This window comes from Roseateles asaccharophilus, assembly GCF_004362405.1.
In the GTDB taxonomy this organism is placed as follows: domain Bacteria; phylum Pseudomonadota; class Gammaproteobacteria; order Burkholderiales; family Burkholderiaceae_C; genus Kinneretia; species Kinneretia asaccharophila.
The window spans coordinates 33,515-55,912 of the sequence record NZ_SNXE01000012.1 but is presented as its reverse complement, the minus strand read 5'-3'; the positions used below and the strand labels follow the sequence as shown (position 1 = coordinate 55,912).

The window sequence follows — 22,398 nt, the reverse complement described above, 5'->3', positions numbered from 1 at the left end:
CTGCGCGCTGCTCTGCGGCTTCAGCGCAGGTTGACCAGCGTCTGCAGCACGTCATTGAGTGTCTTGATGGTCTGGGCATTGGCCTGGTAGACGCGCTGGGCGGTCACCATATTCACCAGCTCGCCGGTCAGGTCCACATTGGATTCTTCCAGCGAACCCGGGGAGAGCACGCCCAGATTGCCGTCGCCGGGCACGCCCGATACCGGTTCGCCCGAGGCATTGGATCGGGCCCAGATATTGCCGCCCAAGGGCTGCAGGCCCTGGTTGTTGCGGAAGGTGGAGAGCTCGATCTGGCCGGCGGCCTTGGACTGGCCATTGGAGTAGCGTGCGGTGACGATGCCGTTCTTCTCCACCTGGATGCCGGTCAGCTGGCCCGGGGCGTAGCCGTTCTGGCTCAGATCGGTCACGGCGAAGCTGGAGCCATTGAGGCTGACCTGGGAGAAGTCCAGGGCGATATGGGGCAGCTTGCCCGTCACCGGATCGGGCGGGGCAGGGTTGGCCGGATCGTCGTAGGGCACGCGCAGGGTGGGGGCGCCGCCGGCATTGACGCCAGGGGGCAGGATCAGGGCGATATCGTCGAGCTGCAGGGCATTGCCGTCCGCATCGGTGGACTTGGGCACGCCGCCCTTGGGGCCGAAGACGATGCGGGTGAAGGGCGTGGTCGTGGCGTAGTTGCCGTTGGCGTCCGTGGTGCTGGTGGTGATGTTGCCCTGCGCGTCTTGCTGCACCGGCGTGCCATTGGCCGTCACGTAGATATTCCAAACGGTATCGCCGTTGGGGTCGGCCACCCATTTATTGGTCAGCGGGTCCTGCAGCATGGGTGGGTTGGCCCGCTGGAAATACATGGTGACCGCGATGGGCTGGCCCTTCTGGTCATAGGCGGTGTAGGACGTGGCCTTGTTGTAGGTGGTGTTGTCCGCGAACTGGATCTTGGGCGGCAGCACGTCCACCTTGTAGTTGGGCTGCGAGGGGTCGGGCTGGGTGTAGGGGGCCGAGCCCTTCTCGCGCGAGTCCAGGTTGAACTCCATCTTGACCGTGCTGGTCGCCTGGGGATCGATGCCCTTGGTGGGCAGCTGCAGGGGTTGGGCCAGGCCCTGCTTGATGGCGCCGGTGCCGTCGGCGCTGTAGCCCAGCAGCTTGAGGTTGTCGTTGTTGACGATGAAGCCCTGCTTGTCCACCTTGAACTGGCCGTTGCGGCTGTAGAAGGTGGGGTTCTTGCCGTCGCTGAGCTGGAAGAAACCCCCGCCGTTGATGGCCAGATCCATGGGGTTCTCGGTGATGGTGATATTGCCCTGGGTGAACTGCTGGGCCACCGTGCTCAGCTTGGTGCCAATGCCCACCGAGCTGGTGCCGGCGCCGCTCAGGGAGGCCGCGTACAGATCGGCAAACTCGGCCCGCGACGCCTTGCTGCCAAAGGTGTTGGCATTGGCAATGTTGTTGCCGATGATCTCCAGGTTCTTGCTGGAGGCATTGAGGCCGGAAAGACCTTGTTGGAAGCTCATGATGAATCCTCGGACGGGGCGTTCAGTGGCGTGGGGTGGGGCGCGTCGGCTCAGTCAATCGACTTGACGCTGCCGTAATCGATGACGCCCAGGCGGGCGAGTTGCAGCTGCAGGGTGCCGGTGGCGCTGCTGCCGATGGAGGCCACTTTGTCCACGGCATAGGTGCTGCTGCTGAGCGTGCTGCTGCCCTTGGTGGCGGTGATGCGGAAGGCGAGCTCGGGGTAGGCCTTGCCCTTTTCGGTGTTCCACTCGAAGCGCTGCAGGCCGCTGCCCTGGGCACCGAGTTCCACCGTGTCCAGCACCGTGCCGGCAGGGGTCAGCACCTCGAGCTTGACGCGGTCGGCCGGGCTGCTGAGCTCGTAGGCGCCGCGAGCCGTGGCCTCGCTGGTGGAGAGCTTGTTGCCCGGCACGCTGACCTGGCGACCCAGCAGGGTCGCGCCTTGCAGGGGCAGCATCTGGCCGAACTGGCTGCTCAGGGACTGGATGGACTTGTCCAGGGTGGCGATACCGGACACGGTCTGGATCTGCGCCATCTGGCTGGTCACCTGCGCGTTGTCCAGCGGGTTCATCGGATCCTGGTTGCGCATCTGGGCGACGAGCAGCTTGAGGAAGCGGTCCTGGGTTTCAACCGCGTTCTTGCTCACGGCCGGCGACTTGCCGCCGCTCAGGGTCTGGTTGAGGCTGGTGACGTCCATGGGGGTGGCTCCGCTTCAGTCCGCTCAGGACTGGCCCATCTGCAAGGTCTTGAGCAGCAGGTTCTTGGCCGTGCTCATCACCTCGACGTTGTTCTGGTAGGAGCGCGAGGCCGAGATCATGTTGACCATTTCCTCCACGCTGCTGACGTTGCTGTAGGTCACATAGCCATCGGCATCGGCCTGGGGGTGCTTGGGGTCGTGCACGCGCCGGCCGGGGCTCTGGTCCTCGGTGATCTGGGCCACGCGCACGCCGGCCGTGCCCAGGTTGTTGCCAGCGCCCAGCAAGGCAGTCTGGAACACGGTCTGGCGCGCCTTGTAGGCCTGCCCATCGGGGCCGGCCACGGTGTCGGCGTTGGCCAGGTTGCTGGCTACCACATTGAGGCGCTGGCTCTGGGCGCTGACGGCGCTGCCGGAGATGCCAAAGATCTGGAACATGGACATGATTCAGGCTCCCGGTGGCGTCAGGCCGCGTTGTGCGACTTCATCGCATCCAGCGTGGTGCGCACGCTGCCATTGATGAAGCGCAGCGTGGCTTCGTACTTGACGGTGTTGTCCACGAAATTGGCGCGCTCCCGGTCCATGTCCACCGTGTTGCTGTCCAGATTGGTCTGGGCGGAGCTGGCGTAGAGCTTCTCGTGATCGGCCCGGGCGCCGGCCAGCGGTGCCATATGACCCTTGGCGGTGACATTCAGCGCACCCGGCACGGCTGCCGACCCGGTGGCTTCACGCAAGGCCCGCGCAAAATCCATGTCCCGGGCCTGATAGCCCGGGGTGTCGGCATTGGCGATATTGCTGGCGAGCTGGCGCTGGCGCTCCGAGCGCAGGCTAAGGGCCTGGGCCTGGAAGTTCAGTGCATTGGTCAGTCGGTTGATCATGATGTGGGCCCTCCATACAGCGCTGGCAGCCTGGGCGATTGGATGGGATTGTGTTGGGCGGTCCGGAAAACATGAGCGGGAAAAGCATGGGCTTTGCTGTGCATTTCGGCACAAACCGGAGGGGGCGGGGCGTCTACAGTGGCTGCCATGGATCAAAACGCCCAAGCTCCCGCTGCCGTGCATGCCACGCAGCGCCGTCAGAGTCGGCGGCCCACCCTGGCAAGCGGGGTGTTGCTGCTGACGGTGGCGGGCTTGTGCGCGTCGCTGCCGGGCGAAGCCGCGGCGGACCTGCCGGCGGAGCTGGTGGGGCATGTGCAGGAGCTGGCGCTTTCGGGCGCCAGGGCCGGTGCGCCCCAGGGGGCTCGGGTGAGCGTGCAACTGGGGGCCTTGGACAGCCGGCTGCGGCTGGCGCCTTGTCGCGAGGTCCAGCCCTATCTGCCGCAGGGGCAGCGCATGTGGGGCAAGACCCGCATCGGCCTGCGCTGCCTGGACGGGGCTCGAACCGGCCCCAGCGGCGCCCGCTGGAATGTCACCCTGCCGGTGCAAGTGATGGTGCATGCGCGTGCGGTGGTGGCGGCTCAGGCCTTGCCGGCTGGCACGACGCTCAGCGCCGCCCTGCTGCAGACGGCCGAAGTCGATATCGCCGCCGAGATGGGGCAGGTCTTTCTGGATACCGGCTTGCTCGAAGGACGCAGCCTGCAGCGCCCCTTGGTGCCCGGTGAGGCGGTGCGCAGCAGCGATCTCAAGGCCCGGCGCTGGTTTGCCGTGGGCGAGCGCGTCCAGGTCCTGGCCAGTGGCCGCGGCTATGCGGTCAGCGGCGAGGCCCAGGCCCTGGAGCCTGGCTTTGACGGGCAGAATGTGAGAGTTCGCTTTGAGAACGGGCGCACCGTCACGGGGCGCGCGGTCGGCGAGCGGCGTGTGGAGGTTTTGCTATGAGCAGGCCTTGGTCCGTGGAATTCCCTAAAGTCCCGGCGCAACGGGTCGATACACCGAGCAACCAGGGCGGTTTGCGGACCGTCCCGAGCTTTGGAGATCAGCATGAAAATCGGTAACAGCCCCGAAAAGTTGGCCTCGACGCCGGTCGGGACCAATGGCGCAGCCGAAGCCCCTCGTGGTGGCGCGCGCCAGGCACCCGCCGTGGCCGGCAAGGCCCCGGATGCCAGCGCCCAGATCAAACTGTCCAGCACCGCCAGTGCCATGTTGTCCGGCGTGGCCGAGGAGGGCAGCTTCGACGCCGAGAAGGTGGGGCGCATTTCCCAAGCCATCACCGAGGGCCGTTTCAGCATCAATGCCGACGCGATCGCCGACAAGCTGATCGCCAATGCACAGGAAATGCTGGCCCGAGCCACACCGCACTGAGGACGGTTCCCGGCCTGACCGGAAGCCGGACGAGCAGCCCTTCAGCCGAACGAGATCAACGCCTGCGGCGGATACCGTTATGCACGCCTTGCCCCCCACCGATATCAATGACGCGCCCAATGTGGCCCTGGGTCAGACCCTGGAGCAGCCGCTGCTGGCCGTCGAAAGCTGCCTGAATCTGCTGGGCGAGGCCTTGCTGCGCCGGGACACCCAGGCCATCGAGTTGCACGCCAGCGCACTGCACCAGGCCCTGGCCGAGGCGATTGCCATGTTCAGCGAAGCGGCCCGCGCCGGGCAGGTTCCGCCCAATCTGCGTCATCGCCTGGTTCAGGCCGGTGGGCGTGTGGCGGCGCAGCGCGAGTCGCTGGCACGTGCGACCGCAGCCCTGGACCGCGCCATCGACGTGCTGATGCCGGGCGAGGCCACCGGCCTGTACTCGGCCATGGGAAAGAGCGAGCGCAAGACCTTGGGCGGCGGGTCCTACCAAGCCTGAAGCGCGCGCGGGTTTCGCGCCACGCAGCCAGAAAAGCCACCCCAGGGTGGCTTTTGCTTTTCAGGAGGTGGCTTTGCGGCGCACGCAGTCGAGGTAGGCGTGACCGTCGGGTGGCAGGCCGCTGCGCTGCGAGGCCCAGATCATCTCGCCCAGGCAGTCCATGGCCGCATGCTGGGCTTCATGGGCAGAGTTGCGCTTGGCGGCCAGCAGATCCAGGGCCTGGCGTATGCCGGTGGGCTGGTCGATGGAGTGCTGCTCGCTGATGGTCAGGTGCATGGACAGATGCAGAAAGGGGTTGGTGCGCCCCTCTTCCACCGTGTAGACGGCATGGACCGCGGCTTCCTCGTCGGCGAGCTCGGCGTGGTACTCGGGGTGCTCCTCGATCCAGCGGGCCGCCAGGGCTTCCATCGGAATCAGGGGGCTGCCATCACGCAGCTTGCGGTAGGTGGCGCAGAAGAAGCGGCGCACCTCGATTTGAGAGGGGGCGAACATGGCGTCATTGTCGCAGCCCCGGAACATGGGCGGGCGATAGGCGGCGCGCGCCGGTGTCGCTACCATCAGCCCATCCACGCGCCAGGGGCCGCAGCCTGCCTGGTATTGCCTATCCGAGAGACCGACTCATGCCCGTCATCATGATCGCCAATCCCAAGGGTGGGGTGGGCAAGTCCACCCTGGCTACCAATATTGCCGGCTATCTGGCCCGGCAGGGGCATGCGGTCATGCTGGGTGATCTGGATGTCCAGCAGTCCTCGCGCCAGTGGCTGGCTCAGCGGCCCGCGGGCCTGCCGAGTATTCGCGGCTGGGAGTTGAGCAAGTCCGAGGGCAAGACCTTGGCCAAGCCACCCAAGGGTGTCAGTCATGTGGTGCTGGATACGCCTGCCGGCTTGCATGGCAAACGCCTTGCTGCCGCTTATGGGCTGGCCGACCGCTTGCTCATTCCCCTGCAGCCCAGCCTGTTTGACATCCAGGCCAGCTATGCATTCCTGCAGACCTTGCAGACGCTGCGCGGGCAAACCGGGCGGGGCCCTTCGCTGGCCCTGGTGGCCATGCGAACGCGGGAAGGCACGCTATCGGCCCAGCAACTGCAGCAGTTTGTGCAGGGCCTGGACCTGCCGGTTCTGGGGCCCTTGCGCGATACGCAGAACTATGTGCAGCTCGCCGCGCGAGGGCTCAGCCTGTGGGATGTGACGCCCGGCCGGGTCGAGCGCGACCTGGCGCAATGGCAGAACTTGCTGGCCTGGCTGGGCTGAGGCATGGCGGGTCGACGCGCCAGTGGCTTGATTTGTTTGCATTGCGAACTGATCCGAGGGGGCTATCACCCATGAGGGGTGTGCCGCCCGGTGCAGGCCTTCTTCTATGATGCGGCCCGGTAGTCATGAATAAGACCGAGCATTGCGCTACATAACAAAGAGGGGCCGAGCATGAAAGTACTGCTCATTGATGATCACCCGCTGATCCTGTCGGCCCTGCAAACCGTGATTGAGGGCCTGGGCGACGACGTCCAGGTCATCGGTGCGGACAGTGCCGCCGCGGCCCGCCGTCTGCTGAAGGATAGCCAGGAGTTCGACCTGGTCCTGCTGGATTTGCAGCTGGGCGATGCCAGCGGCTTCGATGTGCTCGACGAGTTCCGTGCCGCTTATCCGGCCCTGCCCGTGGTGGTGATCTCGGCCTCGGACCGCGCCAGCGATGTGATACGCGCCATCGACCAGGGGGCCATGGGCTTTGTGCCCAAGCGCAGCAGCACCGAGATGCTGTCCCAGGCGCTCAAGCTGGTGATGTCGGGTGGCATCTATGTGCCGCCCATGAGCCTGGGTCACGAGGTGCCGTCGGAGCCGGTGCCCACCGTGGTTGGCAATCCGCGTCTGCAGCAGATCCAGCAGGCGGCCAGCGCGCCGGGCTTTCAGACCCCGGGCAGCCTGGACGGCCTGTCCCTGACCCCCCGCCAGACCGATGTGCTGGCCCTGCTGCTGCAAGGCAAGCCCAACAAGATCATCGCCCGCGAGCTGGGGGTGTCGGTGGAAACCATCAAGGACCATGTGGCCGCGGTGCTCAAGGCCCTGGGCGTGAGTTCGCGCACCCAGGCCGTGCTGGCCGTGGGCCAGATGCTGCAGCGCCAGCCGGACGCGCAGTTCTCCACCTGGCGCTCGCCGGCCTGATCGCCCCGGGCTCGCACCATTGATCAAGCCCGAGGAGCCGGCCGGTTCCTCGGGCTTTGTGCTTGATGGGGCTGTAGTTCAGCTCGGCGCGTAGGCCAGGCGCACGTAGATGGGGGCGAAGGCCTCGGCCTGGGTGATCTCGAGCAGGCGCTCGCGCGCCAGCTCCAGCATGGCGATGAAGGTCACCACCAGGACCTGGGGGCCGCGGTCCACCTCGAACAGGTCTTCAAAGAGGGCGAAGCGCTGGCCCTGCAGGCGGCGCAGCACGATGCTCATATGCTCGCGCACCGAGAGCTGCTCGCGGCTGATCTTGTGGTGCTGCTTGAGATTGGCGCGCTTGAGGATGTCCAGCCAGGCCTGGCGCAGATCCTCCACTTCCACATCGGGGAAGCGCGGCGTGAGCGACTGCTCGATATGGATCTGGGCCCGCAGAAAGTCGCGGCCCAGCACGGGCAGGGCATCCAGGCGGGCGGCAGCCAGCTTGATCTGCTCGTACTCCAGCAGGCGGCGCACCAGCTCGGCGCGCGGATCCTCGGGCTCGCTACCGTCCTCGGTTTTCTTGGGTGGCAGCAGCATGCGCGACTTGATCTCGATCAGCATGGCCGCCATCAGCAGGTATTCGCTGGCCAGCTCGAGATTGCTGGAGCGGATCTGCTCCACATAGCTGAGGTATTGGCGGGTCACGTCCGCCAGCGGGATGTCCAGGATGTTGAAGTTCTGCCGCCGGATCAGATAGAGCAGCAGGTCCAGCGGGCCCTGGAAGGCCTCCAGAAACACCTCCAGCGCCTCGGGCGGGATGTAGAGGTCCTGGGGCAGGGTGAAGAGTGGCTCGCCATAGAGGCGGGCCACGGCCACGCCATCCACGGTTTGCGGCAACACCTGGGCCGCCTCACCGGACTCGGGAGGCAGCTCAGGCACCAGCAGGGCGGGATCGCTCACGCGGTGGGTTCCGCTGGGCAGGTCCGCAAGGCCCGGGGCTTAGTCGCTCTTGGTCTGGTAGACGTAGGCCTGCTGGGCCACACGGGCGGCGCGGAAGTCGGCCTGGTTCTGGCGGTCCACCGGCTTGTCCCACAGCAGGGCACGGCCGGCGCGCTGCTCGGCTTCCAGCGAGGGCTTCTTGGCCTTCAGCTCATCGATGAAGTTCGTGACGTCGGACTTGTAGGGCTTCCAGAACAAAGGCATGGTGTGCTTCAACAAAGAGTCTTGCGGCTCGCAAGCCGGGAATTTTACAGGCCGGCCCGTGAGGGGCCGGCCTGTGGCGATCATGGCTGGTCAAGCCGTAGCGGTGTCAGCTCAGCGCACCCGCATGCCGGGCTGGGCGCCGGGGAAGGGCTCCAGCACAAAGATGCCGGGGTGGGCCTTCTCGTCGGCGTGGCTGGCGGCCAGCACCATGCCTTCGCTGAGGCCGAACTTCATCTTGCGCGGTGCCAGATTGGCCACCATCACCGTGAGCTTGCCTTCCAGATCCTCGGGCTTGTAGGCGCTCTTGATGCCGCTGAAGACATTGCGGGTCTTGCCTTCGCCCACATCCAGGGTCAGGCGCAGCAGCTTGTCCGAACCTTCGACATGCTCGGCCTTGAGGATCTTGGCGATGCGCAGATCCACCTTGGTGAAATCGTCGATCTTGATCTCGGGGGCCAGGTCTTCACCGCCGGGCAGGACCTTGGGCGCGGCGGGCGGTTCGAACAGGGCTTCCAGCAGCTTGGGGTCCACGCGCTGCATCAGGTGCTCGTAGGCGCCGATCTGGTGGGCACCCAGGGCGCGCTGCGCATCGGCGAACTGCAGGGGCTCCACCTTGAGGAAGCTCTCCACACGTGCCACCAGGGCCGGCAGCACAGGCTTGAGGTAGATGGACAGCAGGCGGAAGGCCTCGATGCAGACGGAGCACACATCCTGCAGCACCTGGTCCCTGCCTTCGAGCTTGGCCAGCTCCCAGGGCTTGTTCTGGTCCACATACTCGTTGACGCGGTCGGCCAGCAGCATGATCTCGCGCAGGGCCTTGCCGAACTCGCGGGTCTCGTAGAGCTCGGCAATGGCGCCGGCCTGGGCGCGCAGGCCGTCCAGCAGGGCGCAGCCTTCCACGCCCACATCGGCCGAGAGCCGGCCCTCGAAGCGCTTGGTCAGGAAGCCGGCGGCGCGCGAGGCGATATTGATGTACTTGCCCACCAGGTCCGAGTTGACGCGGGCGACGAAGTCCTCGGGGTTGAAGTCCAGGTCCTCGACTTTGCTGTTGAGCTTGGCGGCCAGGTAGTAGCGCAGCCACTCGGCGTTCAGCCCCAAGCTCAGGTACTTGAGCGGGTCCAGGCCGGTGCCGCGGCTCTTGCTCATCTTCTCGCCGCCGTTGACGGTGAGGAAGCCGTGCACGAACACATGGTTGGGTGTGCGGCGGCCGCTGAAATGCAGCATGGCCGGCCAGAACAGGGTGTGGAAGTAGGTGATGTCCTTGCCGATGAAGTGCACCTGCTCCACGGACGGGTCGGCCATGAAGGCATCAAAGTCGCGGCCGGTCTTGGCGAAGTAGTTCTTCAGCGAGGCTAGGTAGCCGATGGGCGCGTCCAGCCAGACGTAGAAGTACTTGCCCGGCGCGTCGGGGATCTCGATGCCGAAGTAGGGCGCGTCGCGGCTGATGTCCCAGTCGCCCAGGCCGCCATTGCCTTCCTCGTCCTTGGTGAACCATTCCTTGATCTTGTTCAGCACCTCGGACTGCAGGCGGCCCGGAGTTTGAGTCCATTGCTCCAGGAACTCCACGCAGCGCGGATCGCTGAGCTTGAAGAAGTAGTGCTCCGAGCTCTTCATCACCGGCGTGGCGCCGGTCAGCACCGAGAAGGGGTTCTTCAGCTCGGTGGGCGTGTAGACCGCGCCGCAGACCTCGCAGCTGTCGCCGTACTGGTCCTTGGCGCCGCACTTGGGGCACTCGCCCTTGATGAAGCGGTCCGGCAGGAACATGGACTTCTGCGGATCGAAGAACTGCTCGATGGTCTTCACCGAGATCAGCTCATTGGCGCGCAAGGCCTTGTAGATGGTCTGCGAGAGCTCGTGGTTCTCGGCCCCATCGGTGGAGTGCCAGTTGTCGAAGCTGATGTGGAAGCCGTCCAGGTACTGCTTGCGGCCCGCCGCGATATCGGCCACGAACTGCTGCGGCGTCTTGCCGGCCTTCTCGGCGGCAATCATGATCGGCGCGCCGTGGGCATCGTCCGCGCAGACGAAGTGCACCTCCTGACCCATCATGCGCTGGAAGCGCACCCAGATATCGGCCTGGGTGTACTCCATGATGTGGCCAATATGGAAATTGGCGTTCGCGTAGGGCAGGGCGGTGGTGACGAAGAGCTTGCGGGTCATGTGGGGCGATCGCAGAAGTTCGGCGGCGCCGGGAGCGGCGCTGCGCAGAATCGCGGATTTTAGGGGCTGGCGCCGAGTGATAGACGCAGGACGGCGGGCCCAGGTGATTGGAGCGGCCCGGCGTTCAAGCCTGTCGCCCCCGATGGCCCAAGTCGTTTCCATGTCGAGCGCATCAGGCTGATACGCATGGCTTCACTTAGCTTCGGAAGTTCAAGAATGACTTAAGGTCTGCGCTTAAGTTTTTGATTTGTATAGGCCAGCCGGGCTATCCACTGCTTCTGTGGATAACTTTGTGGAGAAGCGGGTTCGGAGCCGTCTAAAGCCTTGTGGCATGGGCAGATGCATTGGCTTGCTGCATTTTTGGGCACTCAACAAAGACTTATATAAATCAACAACTTAGGAATTCGTCGGGAAAACGAGGAGCTGCGGCGCAACACGTGGCCCTGCTCAAGTGCGGCGGGCTCTCGTTGCGCTGGAAATGGGGATAAGTCAAGACCCGATGTGCAAAAGTCGCACACCTAGGGAGGCCCGCCCAGCCTATTCACCGTGCTTGTGGACAAGCTTGTGAAGCAGTCTTCAATAGCGCACCCAAGTCCTTGATTTGTAATGTTTGGACTTGGGGTGCCTCATTTTTGGGCGGGCTTTGGCGCGGGTCTCCCTGGGGCCAATGCTGAAGAGCGCGTCTTCGCGGACCGCTAAAATCGTGAACTTTGCAGCACAGCAACGCTAATGACGCAGCAACAAGCGGCCCTTGAGGGCCTGATGAACCAGGCCGAGGGAGTGCCGGGGCGGCAGACCGGGAGCAAGGCTTCAGCGCGCGCGCAGGAGCACTTCGAGCTCAAGAGTGCCACCCTGGGCCTTTTGGTGCTGCAGCTCAAGACCGCCGATCTGGCGGTGTTGGCCGCCGAACTGCAGCAGCGTCTGGGCAGCACGCCCGAGGTCTTCGACCGCGAGCCCTTGTTGATCGATTTCTCCCAGTTGCCGCAGCCTGTCGCGCCCGCCTCGCAGGCGGCCCAGGGCGAACTGGGTCTGGGCGCCGAGCCGGTCCTGGATCTGGTGGCCCTGCTGTCGCTGCTGCGCGCCTACCGGATGCAGCCGGTGGCCGTGACCGGCGCCGGCCCCGACCTGCTGGCCCGGGCGCTGGAGCAGGGGCTGGCCGAGGCGCCCGATGTGGACCCGGCCCCGCGCGCCGAGCCTCGGGTGCAGGAGGTGGTGCGCGAGGTGATTCGCGAGGTGGTGGTGGAGCGGCCGGTGCCGGTGGAAGTGCCGGCCGAGGCGCCGCGCACCCTGGTCATCGACAAGCCCCTGCGCTCGGGCCAGCAGGTCTATGCCAAGGGGGGTGATCTGGTGGTGCTGGCCCTGGTGAGCCATGGCGCCGAGGTGATTGCCGATGGTCATATCCATGTCTACGCCCCGCTGCGCGGCAAGGCCATCGCCGGCGCGCGCGGCAATACCGAGGCCCGCATCTTCGCCGCCAGTCTGGAGGCCGAGCTGATCGCCATTGCCGGCATCTACCGCACCACCGAGAACCCGCTGCCCGACGCCGTGCTGGGCAAGCCCGCCCAGGTGCGCCTGGAGGGCGAGAAGCTCGTCATGGACCCGCTCAAGACCTGAGCCCGAACAATTTCTGTGCAGTACCCAATTTTTCTGAGGACCTGAATCGATGAGCAAGATCGTTGTCGTGACTTCCGGCAAGGGCGGGGTGGGCAAGACCACCACCAGCGCCAGCTTCGCCACGGGCCTCGCCATGCGCGGCTACAAGACCTGCGTGATCGACTTCGACGTCGGCCTGCGCAATCTGGACCTGATCATGGGCGTGGAGCGCCGCGTGGTCTATGACCTGATCAATGTGATCAACGACGAGGTCAAGCTGGCCCAGGCCCTGATCAAGGACAAGCAGCTGGACAAGCTCTACATCCTGGCCGCCTCCCAGACCCGCGACAAGGACGCGCTCAAGCAAGAGGGCGTGGAGCGCGTGCTGGACGAGCTCAAGGCCATGGAGTTCGACTACATCGTCTGCGACTCGCCGGCCGGCATCGAGACTGGCGCGCTGATGGCCATGCACTATGCCGACGAGGCCCTGGTGGTGACCAACCCCGAGGTCTCCTCGGTGCGCGACTCGGACCGCATCCTGGGCATGCTCAACAGCAAGACCAAGCGCGCCATCGAGGGCAAGGAACCCGTCAAGGAACACCTGCTGATCACGCGCTACAACCCCAACCGCGTGGAAGGTGGCCAGATGCTCTCGCTGGAGGACATCCACGAGATCCTGCGCACCCCGCTGATCGGCGTGATCCCCGAGAGCGAGACCGTGCTGCAGGCCTCCAACCAGGGCTTGCCTGCCATCCACATGAAGGGCACGGATGTGGCCGAGGCCTATGCCGATGTGGTGTCGCGCTTCCTGGGCGAGGACAAGCCCATGCGCTTCATCGAGGCGGTCAAGCCCGGTTTCTTCAAGCGCCTGTTCGGCCGTTGAGCAGAAAGGAAAAGGCAGCCAGATGGGATTCCTGTCCTTCTTTCTCGGCGAGAAAAAGAACACCGCTAGCGTCGCCAAGGAGCGCCTGCAGCTGATCCTGGCGCATGAGCGCAATGGTCGCAGCTCCAGCCCCGACTACCTGCCCCAGCTTCAGCGTGAGCTGGTGGCGGTGATCTCCAAGTACGTCGCCATCAACCCCGGCGACATCAAGGTGCATATGGAGCGCGAGGGCAACCTCGAAGTGCTTGAAGTGAAGATCGAGCTGCCGGAGCCCGGCAAGGCCTGACCCCTCTGTCGCTGCAGCCGATTCAGCCGCCGCGGCCCGGGCCGCGGCGCACCTGCTCGCGCCGCATGAAGAGGTAGAGGCTCTCCACCTTGGCGCGGGCCCAGGGTGTCTTGCGCAGGAACTTCAGGCTCGACGCCACGCTGGGATCGCTTTGAAAGCAGCGTATGGCGATGCGCTGCCCCAGCTCCTGCCAGCCGAAGTGCTCGGCCAGCTCGCTCACGATCATCTCCAGGGTCTTGCCCTGCAGCGGGTCCTTGCTGGGGCGGGCCGGCGCGGGCGCGGAGGCCTCACCCATGGTCGAACTGGCGCCAGTTCTTGCCCTTGAACTGGGCGTAGTAGGCCTTGATCTCGCGCATATCGGCTTCCACATCGCCCGTGGGCCTGAACACCGGACCCAAACCGCTGAGCTTGCGTTCGTAGTCCATATAGGCCATCACGATGGGGACCTGGGCCGTGTGGGCGATCCAGTAGAAGCCCGTCTTCCAGTAGCGTGTCTTGCTGCGTGTGCCCTCGGGCGGCACGATCAGCTGCACCGGGCCGTCCGCCGCCACCAGGGCCGCGGCCGAGGCGGCCACCAGATTGTTGGACTGCTCGCGGTTCACCGCGATGCCACCCAGCCAGCGCATCACCGGGCCGAAGGGCCAGCGGAAAATCTGCTGCTTGCCCATCCAGTAGATGTTCAGGCGCAGGGAAAAGGCGACCATCAAGGTATAGGGCAGATCCCAGTTGCTGGTGTGGGGCGCGGCAATCAGCACACATTTGGGCTGGCCCGGCGGCAGGGCGCCGTCGAGCTTCCAGCCGCGGAGTTTGAGAAAGCCGCGCGAGAAGGCGCGCAGCAGGGTGTTGACGCCGGGCGTCGTGAAGATGGTGCGATGCATGGGGACCTGGGGGGGAGGGGAGCTCAAGACGCCGTGGCGTCAGGCCGAAGCCCCGATTGTCCCAAAGCTCTGCCCGTTTTTCGGGCAATCCAGATCAAAGCCAGAGAAATCAATCACTTGCGTCCTCCATCCGCGTGCTATGCACGGACTTGTCCACAGCCGGCGGGGATAGTGTGCCCGGCGGCGCCTCCCGGGGCGCCAGGGCTTGCGCCTGAGGGGCCTGCAGCTGCAGGGGCCCCTCGCAGGCATAGGCCACGCAGGGAAGGATCCAGCCCTGCGCCTTCTCCTCGGCCAGCAGGCCGGGCCACTCAATGCGGTAGCGAATGCGGCCCTGGGTGAGTCGGCTCATGCAGGCCCGGCACGTGCCGTTGCGGCAAGAGTGGGGCAGGCGCACCCCGGCGGCCAGGGCGGCCAGCAACAGGGTTTGGTCGGGCCGGCAGGCAAGCTGCCAGCCCTGGGGCGCGATTTCCAGGCGGAAGTCGTCCGCCGTGGCGCTGCCCGGGTCCAAGTCTTTGTGCATGCTGGCATGATGCCCGCTTCGCGCGCCGCACCGGCGCGGCATCCGCACCTGCCCCGCAGTTTTTATCGACTCATTGCCTTCATGACGCCCGTCGCCCCCATCGCCGCTTCGGCCCGCCGCCATCTGCTGCGCACCTTCGTTACCGGCTCCCTGACGCTATTGCCCCTGGTGGCCACGCTGGCCCTGCTGGGCTGGGTGGTCTCCCTGCTGCTGCAGTTCATCGGACCGGGCAGCTGGCTGGGGCACAGCCTGGGCCAGCTGGGTCTGCAACTCACGGACTCCGCCCGCCTGGCCTATCTGCTGGGGCTGGCCCTGGTGCTGGTGGGCATCTACCTGCTGGGCCTGCTGGTCGAGGCACAGCTGCAGACCCGCTTGCGCGGCTGGCTGGAGGAGCGCATCGCCCGCATTCCCGTGGTGGGCACCATCTACGACCTGCTGCGGCGCATGGTGGAGATGATGTCCAAGCGCGACGAGGCCGGTGTGCGGGCCATGACGCCGGTGTGGTGTCACTTCGGCGGGGTCAAGCCTGAGGGCGGCGCCCTGGTGTTGGGCCTGCTGTCCAGTTCCGAGCCGGTGAACATCGAGGGCGTGGACTATGTCCCCGTCATCGTGCCCACCGCACCCGTGCCCGTGGGCGGCGGCCTGCTGTATCTGCCCAGCAGCTGGGTCCGCCCGGCCGAGATCGGGGTGGAAGGCCTGACCAGCCTCTATGTCTCCATGGGCGTGACCTCGCCCGAGGTGCTGGGCCGCAAACCAGGCACCCCGACGCCCCAGGCGCCGCGATGAGCAGCGCTCCCGCGCTGAAGTACCTCAGTGGCTACCCTCCGGCCCTGCTGGCCCAGGTGCAGGGCCTGATCGAGGCGGGCCGGCTGGGGCCCTATCTGGCCGAGCGCTATCCCGAAGGTCATGAGGTGCGCAGCGACAAGGCCTTGTTCGACTACACCCAGGCCCTCAAGCAGCGCTTCATGCGCAATGCCGAGCCGCTCAACAAGGTCTGCTTCGACGCCAAGCTCAAGGTCATCCAGCACGCCCTGGGCACCCACACCCGGGCCCAGACGGTGCAGGGTTCCAAGCTCAAGACCCGGCGCGAGATCCGCGTGGCCACACTCTTCAAGGAGGCCCCGGCCGACTTCCTGCGCATGATCGTGGTCCACGAACTGGCCCATATCCGCGAGCTGGAACACAACAAGGCCTTCTACCAGCTCTGCGAGCATATGGAGCCGCGCTACGGCCAGCTGGAGTTCGACCTGCGACTGTGGTTGACGCAGCGGGAGCTGGGGGCGGTGGCGCCGCCGGCCTGAGCGCGCGCTTGTCCTGCGCAGGCTCTGCCTAGTTGGTCGCCGCGCCCTGGCCCTCAATCATGTCGGCCGTCATGCGCAGCGCCTTGGCCACCTGGGCCCGGCGGTCGGCTGGGGCGTCTTTGCCGAGAACGCCCGCCACGCTCAGGCCGGAGCCGCGCTCGCCGTTGACGATCATCAGCGATACCAGCTCGGCTTGCGTCTGCTGGCACACCGCCTCGACGATGTCGTCGTACTTTCCCTTCATGTCTTGTTCTCCCTTTATGTGGCCGGGCAGTCTACGTCCTCTGAGCGCTGCCCGGCGCCGGTGAGATCAAGACCTGACCCTTGGCGGACTTTGATCGCGCGTCATTGTGCTTCCGGTGGCAGCAAATGGCGCATGCGGGCCTGCAGCCGCTTCTCCTCGCGGGTCAGCGCCTGCTCGTCATGCTGGGCGGCCCGCCACAGGGCAATAGCCAGCAGCACCAGCACCCCGGTGAAGGGCAGGGCGAAGACGATGGTGGCAGTCTGCAGGGCCTTGATGCCCCCCACGCCCAGCAGGCAGGCGGCAATGGCCGCCACCAGCAGGCCCCAGAGCAGCTTGAGCGGTGCGGGCGGATCGGCGCGGCCGCCGCTGCTCATGGTGGCCAGCACCAGGGTGGCGGAGTCGCCCGAGGTGACGAAGAAGACCAGCACCAGCACCGTGGCCGCGAGGCTGAGCCAGGTGCTGCCGGGCAAGGCGTCGAAAACGGCAAACATCGCCGTGGCCACATCCTGGCTCACCGCCTCGGCAATCGGCAGGCCGCCGAAGATCTGCATATGCAGGGCCGTGCCACCGAAGATGGAGAACCACAGGGCCGCCGCCAGCGTGGGCGCCAGCACCGTGCCCAGCACGAACTCCTTGATGGTGCGGCCACGCGAGACGCGGGCGATGAACACGCCCACAAAGGGCGACCAGCTGATCCACCAGGCCCAGTAGAAGATGGTCCAGTCACTCACCCAGGCGCTGTCGCGGAAGGGCGTCATGCGGAGGCTCATGCGCAGCAGCTCGCTCAGATAGTTGCCCAGGGCATTGCTGAGGTTGTCGATGATGGCCACCGTGGGCCCGAGCACGAAGACCAGCAGGGCCAAGCCGGCGGCCAGCAGCAGATTGGCGCTGGAGAGCCACTTCACGCCGCGCTCCACCCCGGTCACGGCCGAGATCAGGAACAGGGCCGTGGTCACGGCGATGATGGAGAGCTGGGCACTCAGGCCCACCGGCACGTCGAAGAGCCGGGCCAGACCGGCATTGATCTGCAAGGCCCCCACGCCCAGGGAGGCGGCCACGCCAAAGGCCGTGGCGACCAGGGCCAGGGTGTCCACCAGCGGGCCCAGGCGCGGCGCCCAGCGCCAGGGCAGGCTGGCGGTGACCGAGCTGATCAGGGCGGGCCTGTCGCGCCGGAACTGGAAGAAGGCGATGGCCAGGCCCACCATGCTGTACACCGCCCAGGGATGCAGGCCCCAGTGGAAGAAGCTGTAGCGCATGGCCGCATTGGCGGCCTCGGGCGTGAGGGCCGTCACCCCCGGCGGCGGCTTGAGGTAGTGCGAGATGGGCTCGGCCACTCCCCAGAACACCAGGCCTATGCCCATGCCCGCGGCAAACAGCATGGCGAACCAGGCCCCGCGCGAGAAGGCGGGCTCCTCGTCCTCGCCGCCCAGGCGCAGGCGGCCGGTGCGACCGAAGGCCAGCAGCAGGCTGGCGATCACCAGGCCCAGCACCACCCACAGATACAGCCAGCCCAGCTTGCGGGTGAGCTGGGCCAGGGCGCCGTCGAAGAAGCCGGCCATGCCGGCCGGGTCAAACAGGCCCCAGAGCACCAGGGCGGCAATGGTCAGGGCGGCGACGATCAGTTGCATGGAACTCCCTAGTCGTGATGCCTCATTTTTGGGCGATTCAGGAAAAGTCTTCGTCCAACGGGCACTTGCGTGCATTTTGCGCAGGCCTTGCACCGACTTGTCCACAGGCTCTGTGGAGCTTTGGGCTATGCTCTGCGCCCTTTTGCGAACGACCGAGGATAAGGCCTCTCATGCTCTTGCTGGCGCCCATGGAGGGCCTGCTGGATCACATCTTGCGCGATGTGCTGACCCAAGTGGGCGGCATAGACCGCTGCGTGTCCGAATTCATACGCATCACCGACCAGCTGCTGCCGGCGCGTGTGTTCACCCGCATCGTGCCCGAGCTGCGCCAGGGTAGCCGCACCGCCGCGGGCGTGCCGGTGCGCGCCCAGCTGCTGGGCTCCGACCCCGTGTGCCTGGCCGAAAACGCGGCGCGACTGGCCTCGCTGGCGCCCGAGGGCATCGATCTGAATTTCGGCTGCCCGGCCAAGTGCGTGAACCGCCACCGGGGTGGCGCGGTGCTGCTGGACGAGCCGGAGCTGATCCACCAGATCGTGGCCGCGGTGCGGCGCGCGGTGCCGGCCCATATCCCGGTCTCGGCCAAGATGCGCCTGGGCTATGAATGCGAGTCGCGCAGCCTGGACTGCGCCCAGGCCATTGCCAGCGCCGGGGCCAGCGAGCTGGTGGTGCATGGCCGCACCAAGGCCCAGGGCTACAAGCCACCGGCCTTCTGGGACCGCATTGCGCCGCTGCGTGCGGCCCTGGACATTCCGGTGGTGGCCAATGGGGAGATCTGGACCGTCGAGGATGCGCAGCGCGCCCGTGCCGAGTCCGGCTGCGAGCATCTGATGCTGGGCCGCGGCATGGTGGCCGATCCCGGTCTGGCCCTGGCCATTGCCCGTCCCGAGGCCCCGCCCCTGGCCTGGGCGGCGCTGCTGCCCCTGATGCAGCGCTTCTGGGCCCAGGTGCGCCAGCATGTGGCACCGCGCCACCAGGCCGGGCGGCTCAAGCAGTGGCTGCACTATCTGCGCCGCCGCTACCCCGAGGCCGAGGAGGCCTACCAGCGCCTGCGCACGGTGAACGACCCTCAGCAGCTCGAACTGGCGCTTTTCGGCGCCGCCGAGTCGGACTGGGCCCGCGCGGCCTGAGCATTCAGACGGCCTTCATCACCCAGCCCAGCAGGGCGCAGACCAGCAGCACCTCCAGCACCCCGCGCCGTGCCCAGATCAGGGCCGCGGCTGCGCCCAGGGCCAGCAAGGCGGCCGGGGCTTCGAAGCTGCCCGCAAAGCCCTGCGGCCACAGCAGGTGGTAGGCGAAGAACAGGGCCAGATTCAGGATCACGCCCACCACCGCGGCGCTGATCGCCGTCAGCGGCGCGCTCAGGCGCAGATTGCCGTGGGTGGACTCCACCAGTGGCCCGCCCGCCATGATGAAGACGAAGGAGGGCAGGAAGGTGAACCAGGTCACCACGCAGGCCGCCAGCGCACCCGCCACCCAGGGGGCAGCCTGCAGGGCCGCGAGCAGGGCCGGGTCTTGCCAGCCGGCCACAAAGCCCACAAAGGCCAGCACCATGATCAGCGGGCCCGGCGTGGTTTCGCCCAGGGCCAGGCCGTCCATCATCTGGCCGGCGCTCAGCCAGCCGTGCTGGTGCACCGCGCCCTGGAACACATAGGGCAGCACCGCGTAGGCCCCCCCAAAGGTGAGCAAGGCAGCCTTGCTGAAGAAGAGCCCCAGTTGCGGCAGCAGGGGCAGGCTCCACAGCGTCAGCAGGGGCAGGCCCCAGAGCAGGGCGGCGGCCAGCAGCTGCCAGCCCAGGCGGCGGCGACTGAAGCGCGCGTGAGCCGGCGGCGGGCTGTGGTCATCGATCACGGCGAGCCCCGGACTTGGCGCGCCGGCGCTCGGATGGCCGCCCGCCGTGGGTGCCAGTCTGTCGCGCCACAGCCAGCCCAGCAGGGCGGCCGCGGCAATGATCAGGGGGAAGGGCAGCTGCAGCGCAAAGATGGCCACAAAAGCCGCCCCCGCCAGGGTCCAGAGGCGGGTGTCGCGCCTGAGCACCCGTTGTCCCAGTCGCCAGGCCGCCTGCAGCACGATGGCGGTGATGGCGGCCTTGATGCCGTAGAACAGGGCGCTCATCCAGCCGGTATGCCCATAGGCCATGTAGAGCCAGGACAGGGCAATCAGCAGCAGCAGCGAGGGCAGCACAAAGAGCGCCCCGGCCGCAATGCCGCCGCGGGCGCGGTGCAGCAGCCAGCCCATATAGGTGGCCAGCTGCTGGGCCTCGGGGCCGGGCAGCAGCATGCAGTAGTTCAAGGCATGCAGAAAGCGGCGCTCGCTGATCCAGCGTCGGCGCACCACCAGCTCCTCATGCATCAGGGCGATCTGGCCGGCCGGGCCGCCGAAGCTGATGCAGCCCAGCTTGAACCAGAAGCGCAGGGCCTCGCCAAAGCGAGGGGCAGGGGGCGCGCGGTCGTGGTCGGGCAAGTTGCTCATGGCGTGCAGCATAGCGAGGCCGCATGTCGGCCAATCGCACAGATGCGGTCCAATAGCGTCCATGCAGCATGCCCGCGACAGCCGCCCCGTCTACTCCACCGAATCCGGCCGCCTCTGCCCGGACTGTGGCCAGTCCCTGGCCCAGTGCCGGTGCAAGCAGCTGGCCAAAGCCCGTCCCGCAGGTGACGGCATCGTGCGGGTCAGCCGCGAAACCAAGGGCCGCAAGGGCAAGGGCGTCACCTTGGTGCGGGGCCTGGACCTGGACGATGCGGCCCTGACGGCCTTGGCCAAGCAGCTCAAGGCCGCTTGCGGTTCGGGCGGTACGGTCAAGGACGGGGTGATCGAGGTGCAGGGCGACCATGTGGACACGCTGATGGCCCGGCTCACGGCCGCCGGCCACAAGGTCAAGCGCGTGGGCGGCTGAGGCCGGCGTGACATTCTGCGCAGACCCTCCCATGGCCACGGGGGCTGCGGATGGTGGATGAGACCTTTGCACGGCGGAGCGGCCCTGGGCTCGCCTAGTCTGGTTCCAATCCCACCCGCTGCTTGAGGAGCCCATCATGGAAACCGCTGCCACCGCTTCGGCCCTGGCCTCCCGCTACGAGCTGCGCTTCCAGTCACTGTTTGATGCCGGTCGCGCCCTGGCCTTTCCCTGTGACGAGCGTGGCCGTGTGCCACTGGATGCGCTCAGCGAGCGGGCGCGGGAGAACTATCTCTACGCCCGCGCCGTCGTGGGGCGTGACTATGCTGCGCCCGAGCTGCACCGGCGAGCGGACTGAGGCCCGCGCCCACAACATGTGCCGCGGCCCTAGCGTGGCAGGATGAGGCTCACGCCCAGGCCGCCGCCGCTGCGGTTTGCCAGCGTGATGCGACCGCCATGGGCTTCGGCAATCTCGCGCGCCAGGGCCAGGCCCAGGCCGGTGCCGCTGCGCTTGGTGGAGTAGAAGGGCAGCAGGGCCTGGGCGAGCACCGTCTCGCTCATGCCCGGGCCCCGGTCCAGCACTTCCAGACGCAGCTCCCGGCCCCGCGGCGACTGGATCTGCAGCCGGATATCGGCAGGATTGCCGCCCGACTCGTGGGCATTCTTGAGCAGATTGATCAGGGCCTGCTCGATCTGGGCGGCGTCGAAGCGGCCGGGATCGGTGGGCGCTTCGCCTTCGAGCACAAAGGCGTAGTGCGCCGCCAGGCGCTCCAGGAACGGGGCCCAGGCGACCACTCCCGGCTGGGGCGCCGGCAGCTTGGCGAACTGGGCATAGCCCGACAGAAAGTCGTGCAGATGGGCGGCGCGTTCGCCAATGCTGGCGAAAACCTGGGGCAGTCGCTCGGTCTGACCCCGCCGCGCCAGCTCGGCGCCGCTGTGTGACAGGGAGGATATGGGCGCCAGGGAGTTGTTCAGTTCGTGGCTGATCACACGTATCACCCGCTTCCAGCTCGCCACCTCCTGGCGCGAGAGCTCGCGCGTCATGCGGCGCAGCAGGTGCAGACGGTGTGGCCGGCCCTGCAGCTGGAACTGGCGCCGCGAGAGATGAAAGCGCTCCTCGGTGCCCTCGATGTCCACGCTGAACAGCCCGTCCTCGCCGCCCTCCATGGCTTCGCGCAGGGCGGCGGGGGCGCGCTCCAGCAGGCGGTCAAGGTGACTGCCCTGCAGGCTGCGGCCCTCGGCCAGCAACTGCCGGGCGGCGATATTGGTGTAGACCACATGGCCGCTGGCGTCGCTCAGCAGGAGGGCCACCGGCGTGTTCTGGACCACGGTGTCCAGCAGCAGCTCGCGCTGCGCGAGATGCTGGCGCTGCTCGCGCAAGGCCTGGCCCAGCTCGCTGTGCAGGCGCATCAGGCTGAGCATCTCGGTGCTGGCTCCCGGCGCCTGGGCCGCAACGGAGCTGCCGAACTCGCCATCGTGGTAACTCAGTACAGCGCCTTCCAGCGCACGCAGCAGGCGGCTCAGGGGCGCGGTCAGGGTGCCGGCCAGCCACCAGGCCAGGGGCAGCAGGGCCAGGCCGGTCAGGGTCAGCGCCGTGCCGCCCCAGGGGGCCGGCGTGGGGTGGCCTGCCAGCTTCAGCAGCTGTGGCAAGGGCCAGACACTGAGCGCCGCGTGCAGCGCCAGGCCGGCACCGCCCATGGTCGCCAGGCCCAGGGCCAGGCGCATGCGCAGGCTGTTGAGGCGATGCAGCATGCGG

General features: G+C 66.9%; 28 protein-coding genes. 13 read left to right on the top strand and 15 right to left on the bottom strand.

Annotation, left to right across the window (positions count from 1 at the left end; translation table 11 throughout):
• Positions 1-20: 20 nt before the first annotated feature.
• From flgE to flgB, 4 genes are read right to left on the bottom strand one after another with little or no spacing between them, the layout of a single operon-like run.
• Entirely contained in the window at positions 21-1,502 is a 1,482-nt protein-coding gene (gene flgE / locus DFR39_RS18735; protein WP_133605367.1) for a flagellar hook protein FlgE, read from the bottom strand.
• Between the two features lie 50 nt (positions 1,503-1,552).
• On the bottom strand, positions 1,553-2,197 hold the full coding sequence (locus DFR39_RS18730) for a flagellar hook assembly protein FlgD (RefSeq protein ID WP_133605366.1): 645 nt from the start codon (positions 2,195-2,197) through the stop codon (positions 1,553-1,555).
• Positions 2,198-2,221: 24 nt separating this feature from the next.
• A complete protein-coding gene (gene flgC / locus DFR39_RS18725; RefSeq protein WP_133605365.1) occupies positions 2,222-2,638 on the bottom strand; it encodes a flagellar basal body rod protein FlgC in 417 nt (138 codons plus the stop codon).
• Positions 2,639-2,658: 20 nt separating this feature from the next.
• The gene (gene flgB, locus DFR39_RS18720) at positions 2,659-3,072 is read right to left on the bottom strand and encodes a flagellar basal body rod protein FlgB (RefSeq protein WP_133605364.1); all 414 of its coding nucleotides are present in this window, start codon (positions 3,070-3,072) and stop codon (positions 2,659-2,661) included.
• 147 nt (positions 3,073-3,219) lie between these two features.
• On the opposite strand from flgB, the gene flgA reads away from it, so the two are divergent.
• The 3 genes from flgA (at position 3,220) to DFR39_RS18705 (ending at position 4,924) form a co-directional block, all read left to right on the top strand.
• Positions 3,220-4,008: a flagellar basal body P-ring formation chaperone FlgA gene (gene flgA / locus DFR39_RS18715; protein ID WP_133605363.1), complete on the top strand. Its 789-nt coding sequence runs from the start codon at positions 3,220-3,222 to the stop codon at positions 4,006-4,008.
• Between the two features lie 90 nt (positions 4,009-4,098).
• Positions 4,099-4,431 carry a flagellar biosynthesis anti-sigma factor FlgM gene (gene flgM, locus DFR39_RS18710; protein ID WP_211343910.1) on the top strand — a complete coding sequence of 111 codons (333 nt, stop codon included), beginning with the start codon at positions 4,099-4,101 and terminating at the stop codon, positions 4,429-4,431.
• 79 nt (positions 4,432-4,510) lie between these two features.
• The gene (locus DFR39_RS18705; RefSeq protein WP_133605361.1) at positions 4,511-4,924 is read left to right on the top strand and encodes a hypothetical protein; all 414 of its coding nucleotides are present in this window, start codon (positions 4,511-4,513) and stop codon (positions 4,922-4,924) included.
• A 60-nt stretch (positions 4,925-4,984) separates the two neighbouring features.
• On the opposite strand, the gene DFR39_RS18700 is transcribed toward DFR39_RS18705, so the two are convergent.
• A complete protein-coding gene (locus DFR39_RS18700; protein WP_133605360.1) occupies positions 4,985-5,416 on the bottom strand; it encodes a DUF1841 family protein in 432 nt (143 codons plus the stop codon).
• Between the two features lie 128 nt (positions 5,417-5,544).
• Here DFR39_RS18700 and DFR39_RS18695 point away from each other — a divergent pair, with 128 nt between their 5' ends.
• A complete protein-coding gene (locus tag DFR39_RS18695) occupies positions 5,545-6,174 on the top strand; it encodes a ParA family protein (protein ID WP_133605359.1) in 630 nt (209 codons plus the stop codon).
• A gap of 171 nt (positions 6,175-6,345) precedes the next feature.
• A complete protein-coding gene (locus tag DFR39_RS18690; protein ID WP_133605358.1) occupies positions 6,346-7,080 on the top strand; it encodes a response regulator in 735 nt (244 codons plus the stop codon).
• Between the two features lie 78 nt (positions 7,081-7,158).
• Here the strand turns inward: DFR39_RS18690 and DFR39_RS18685 are convergent, their stop codons facing one another.
• The 3 genes from DFR39_RS18685 to metG all read right to left on the bottom strand — a co-directional run bounded on the left by DFR39_RS18685 (position 7,159) and on the right by metG (position 10,419).
• Complete coding sequence (locus DFR39_RS18685; protein WP_246030897.1) at positions 7,159-8,004, bottom strand: segregation and condensation protein A; 846 nt, start codon at positions 8,002-8,004, stop codon at positions 7,159-7,161.
• A gap of 54 nt (positions 8,005-8,058) precedes the next feature.
• Positions 8,059-8,262, bottom strand: coding sequence for a DUF3460 family protein (locus tag DFR39_RS18680; RefSeq protein WP_133605356.1), 204 nt, complete (start codon positions 8,260-8,262; stop codon positions 8,059-8,061).
• A gap of 111 nt (positions 8,263-8,373) precedes the next feature.
• Entirely contained in the window at positions 8,374-10,419 is a 2,046-nt protein-coding gene (metG, locus tag DFR39_RS18675) for a methionine--tRNA ligase (protein WP_133605355.1), read from the bottom strand.
• A 762-nt stretch (positions 10,420-11,181) separates the two neighbouring features.
• Here metG and minC point away from each other — a divergent pair.
• Genes minC through minE form a run of 3 tightly spaced genes read left to right on the top strand, consistent with a single transcriptional unit; the run spans position 11,182 to position 13,181 of the window.
• Positions 11,182-12,033: a septum site-determining protein MinC gene (gene minC / locus DFR39_RS18670; protein WP_133605400.1), complete on the top strand. Its 852-nt coding sequence runs from the start codon at positions 11,182-11,184 to the stop codon at positions 12,031-12,033.
• Positions 12,034-12,082: 49 nt separating this feature from the next.
• The gene (minD, locus tag DFR39_RS18665) at positions 12,083-12,895 is read left to right on the top strand and encodes a septum site-determining protein MinD (protein ID WP_133605354.1); all 813 of its coding nucleotides are present in this window, start codon (positions 12,083-12,085) and stop codon (positions 12,893-12,895) included.
• A 22-nt stretch (positions 12,896-12,917) separates the two neighbouring features.
• Positions 12,918-13,181 (top strand): cell division topological specificity factor MinE, encoded by a 264-nt coding sequence (gene minE / locus DFR39_RS18660; protein WP_133605353.1) that lies wholly within the window; start codon positions 12,918-12,920, stop codon positions 13,179-13,181.
• Positions 13,182-13,203: 22 nt separating this feature from the next.
• On the opposite strand, the gene DFR39_RS18655 is transcribed toward minE, so the two are convergent.
• The 3 genes from DFR39_RS18655 to DFR39_RS18645 all read right to left on the bottom strand — a co-directional run bounded on the left by DFR39_RS18655 (position 13,204) and on the right by DFR39_RS18645 (position 14,579).
• Positions 13,204-13,476 carry a VF530 family protein gene (locus tag DFR39_RS18655; RefSeq protein ID WP_133605352.1) on the bottom strand — a complete coding sequence of 91 codons (273 nt, stop codon included), beginning with the start codon at positions 13,474-13,476 and terminating at the stop codon, positions 13,204-13,206.
• On the bottom strand, positions 13,469-14,059 hold the full coding sequence (locus DFR39_RS18650; protein ID WP_133605351.1) for a 1-acyl-sn-glycerol-3-phosphate acyltransferase: 591 nt from the start codon (positions 14,057-14,059) through the stop codon (positions 13,469-13,471). Before DFR39_RS18650 ends, DFR39_RS18655 begins: the two co-directional genes overlap by 8 nt.
• A gap of 109 nt (positions 14,060-14,168) precedes the next feature.
• The gene (locus DFR39_RS18645; RefSeq protein WP_133605350.1) at positions 14,169-14,579 is read right to left on the bottom strand and encodes a 2Fe-2S iron-sulfur cluster-binding protein; all 411 of its coding nucleotides are present in this window, start codon (positions 14,577-14,579) and stop codon (positions 14,169-14,171) included.
• An 81-nt stretch (positions 14,580-14,660) separates the two neighbouring features.
• Here DFR39_RS18645 and DFR39_RS18640 point away from each other — a divergent pair, with 81 nt between their 5' ends.
• Both DFR39_RS18640 and DFR39_RS18635 read left to right on the top strand, forming a co-directional pair.
• Positions 14,661-15,365, top strand: coding sequence for a DUF502 domain-containing protein (locus DFR39_RS18640; protein ID WP_133605349.1), 705 nt, complete (start codon positions 14,661-14,663; stop codon positions 15,363-15,365).
• Positions 15,362-15,880, top strand: coding sequence for a M48 metallopeptidase family protein (locus DFR39_RS18635; RefSeq protein WP_133605348.1), 519 nt, complete (start codon positions 15,362-15,364; stop codon positions 15,878-15,880). The genes DFR39_RS18640 and DFR39_RS18635 overlap by 4 nt, the downstream gene beginning before the upstream one ends.
• 28 nt (positions 15,881-15,908) lie before the next feature.
• On the opposite strand, the gene DFR39_RS18630 is transcribed toward DFR39_RS18635, so the two are convergent.
• A complete protein-coding gene (locus tag DFR39_RS18630; protein WP_133605347.1) occupies positions 15,909-16,124 on the bottom strand; it encodes a hypothetical protein in 216 nt (71 codons plus the stop codon).
• Between the two features lie 101 nt (positions 16,125-16,225).
• Positions 16,226-17,752, bottom strand: coding sequence for a BCCT family transporter (locus DFR39_RS18625; protein ID WP_133605346.1), 1,527 nt, complete (start codon positions 17,750-17,752; stop codon positions 16,226-16,228).
• Between the two features lie 170 nt (positions 17,753-17,922).
• Here DFR39_RS18625 and DFR39_RS18620 point away from each other — a divergent pair, with 170 nt between their 5' ends.
• Positions 17,923-18,879, top strand: a complete 957-nt coding sequence (locus DFR39_RS18620) for a tRNA dihydrouridine synthase (protein ID WP_246030895.1) — start codon at positions 17,923-17,925, stop codon at positions 18,877-18,879.
• 4 nt (positions 18,880-18,883) lie between these two features.
• On the opposite strand, the gene chrA is transcribed toward DFR39_RS18620, so the two are convergent.
• A complete protein-coding gene (chrA, locus tag DFR39_RS18615) occupies positions 18,884-20,221 on the bottom strand; it encodes a chromate efflux transporter (RefSeq protein ID WP_211343909.1) in 1,338 nt (445 codons plus the stop codon).
• A 61-nt stretch (positions 20,222-20,282) separates the two neighbouring features.
• Between chrA and DFR39_RS18610 the strand changes: the two genes are divergently transcribed.
• A complete protein-coding gene (locus DFR39_RS18610) occupies positions 20,283-20,645 on the top strand; it encodes a translation initiation factor Sui1 (RefSeq protein WP_133605344.1) in 363 nt (120 codons plus the stop codon).
• 136 nt (positions 20,646-20,781) lie between these two features.
• Positions 20,782-21,000, top strand: coding sequence for a hypothetical protein (locus DFR39_RS18605; protein ID WP_133605343.1), 219 nt, complete (start codon positions 20,782-20,784; stop codon positions 20,998-21,000).
• Positions 21,001-21,029: 29 nt separating this feature from the next.
• On the opposite strand, the gene DFR39_RS18600 is transcribed toward DFR39_RS18605, so the two are convergent.
• Positions 21,030-22,394, bottom strand: coding sequence for a sensor histidine kinase (locus DFR39_RS18600; protein ID WP_133605342.1), 1,365 nt, complete (start codon positions 22,392-22,394; stop codon positions 21,030-21,032).
• Positions 22,395-22,398 lie beyond the last annotated feature (4 nt).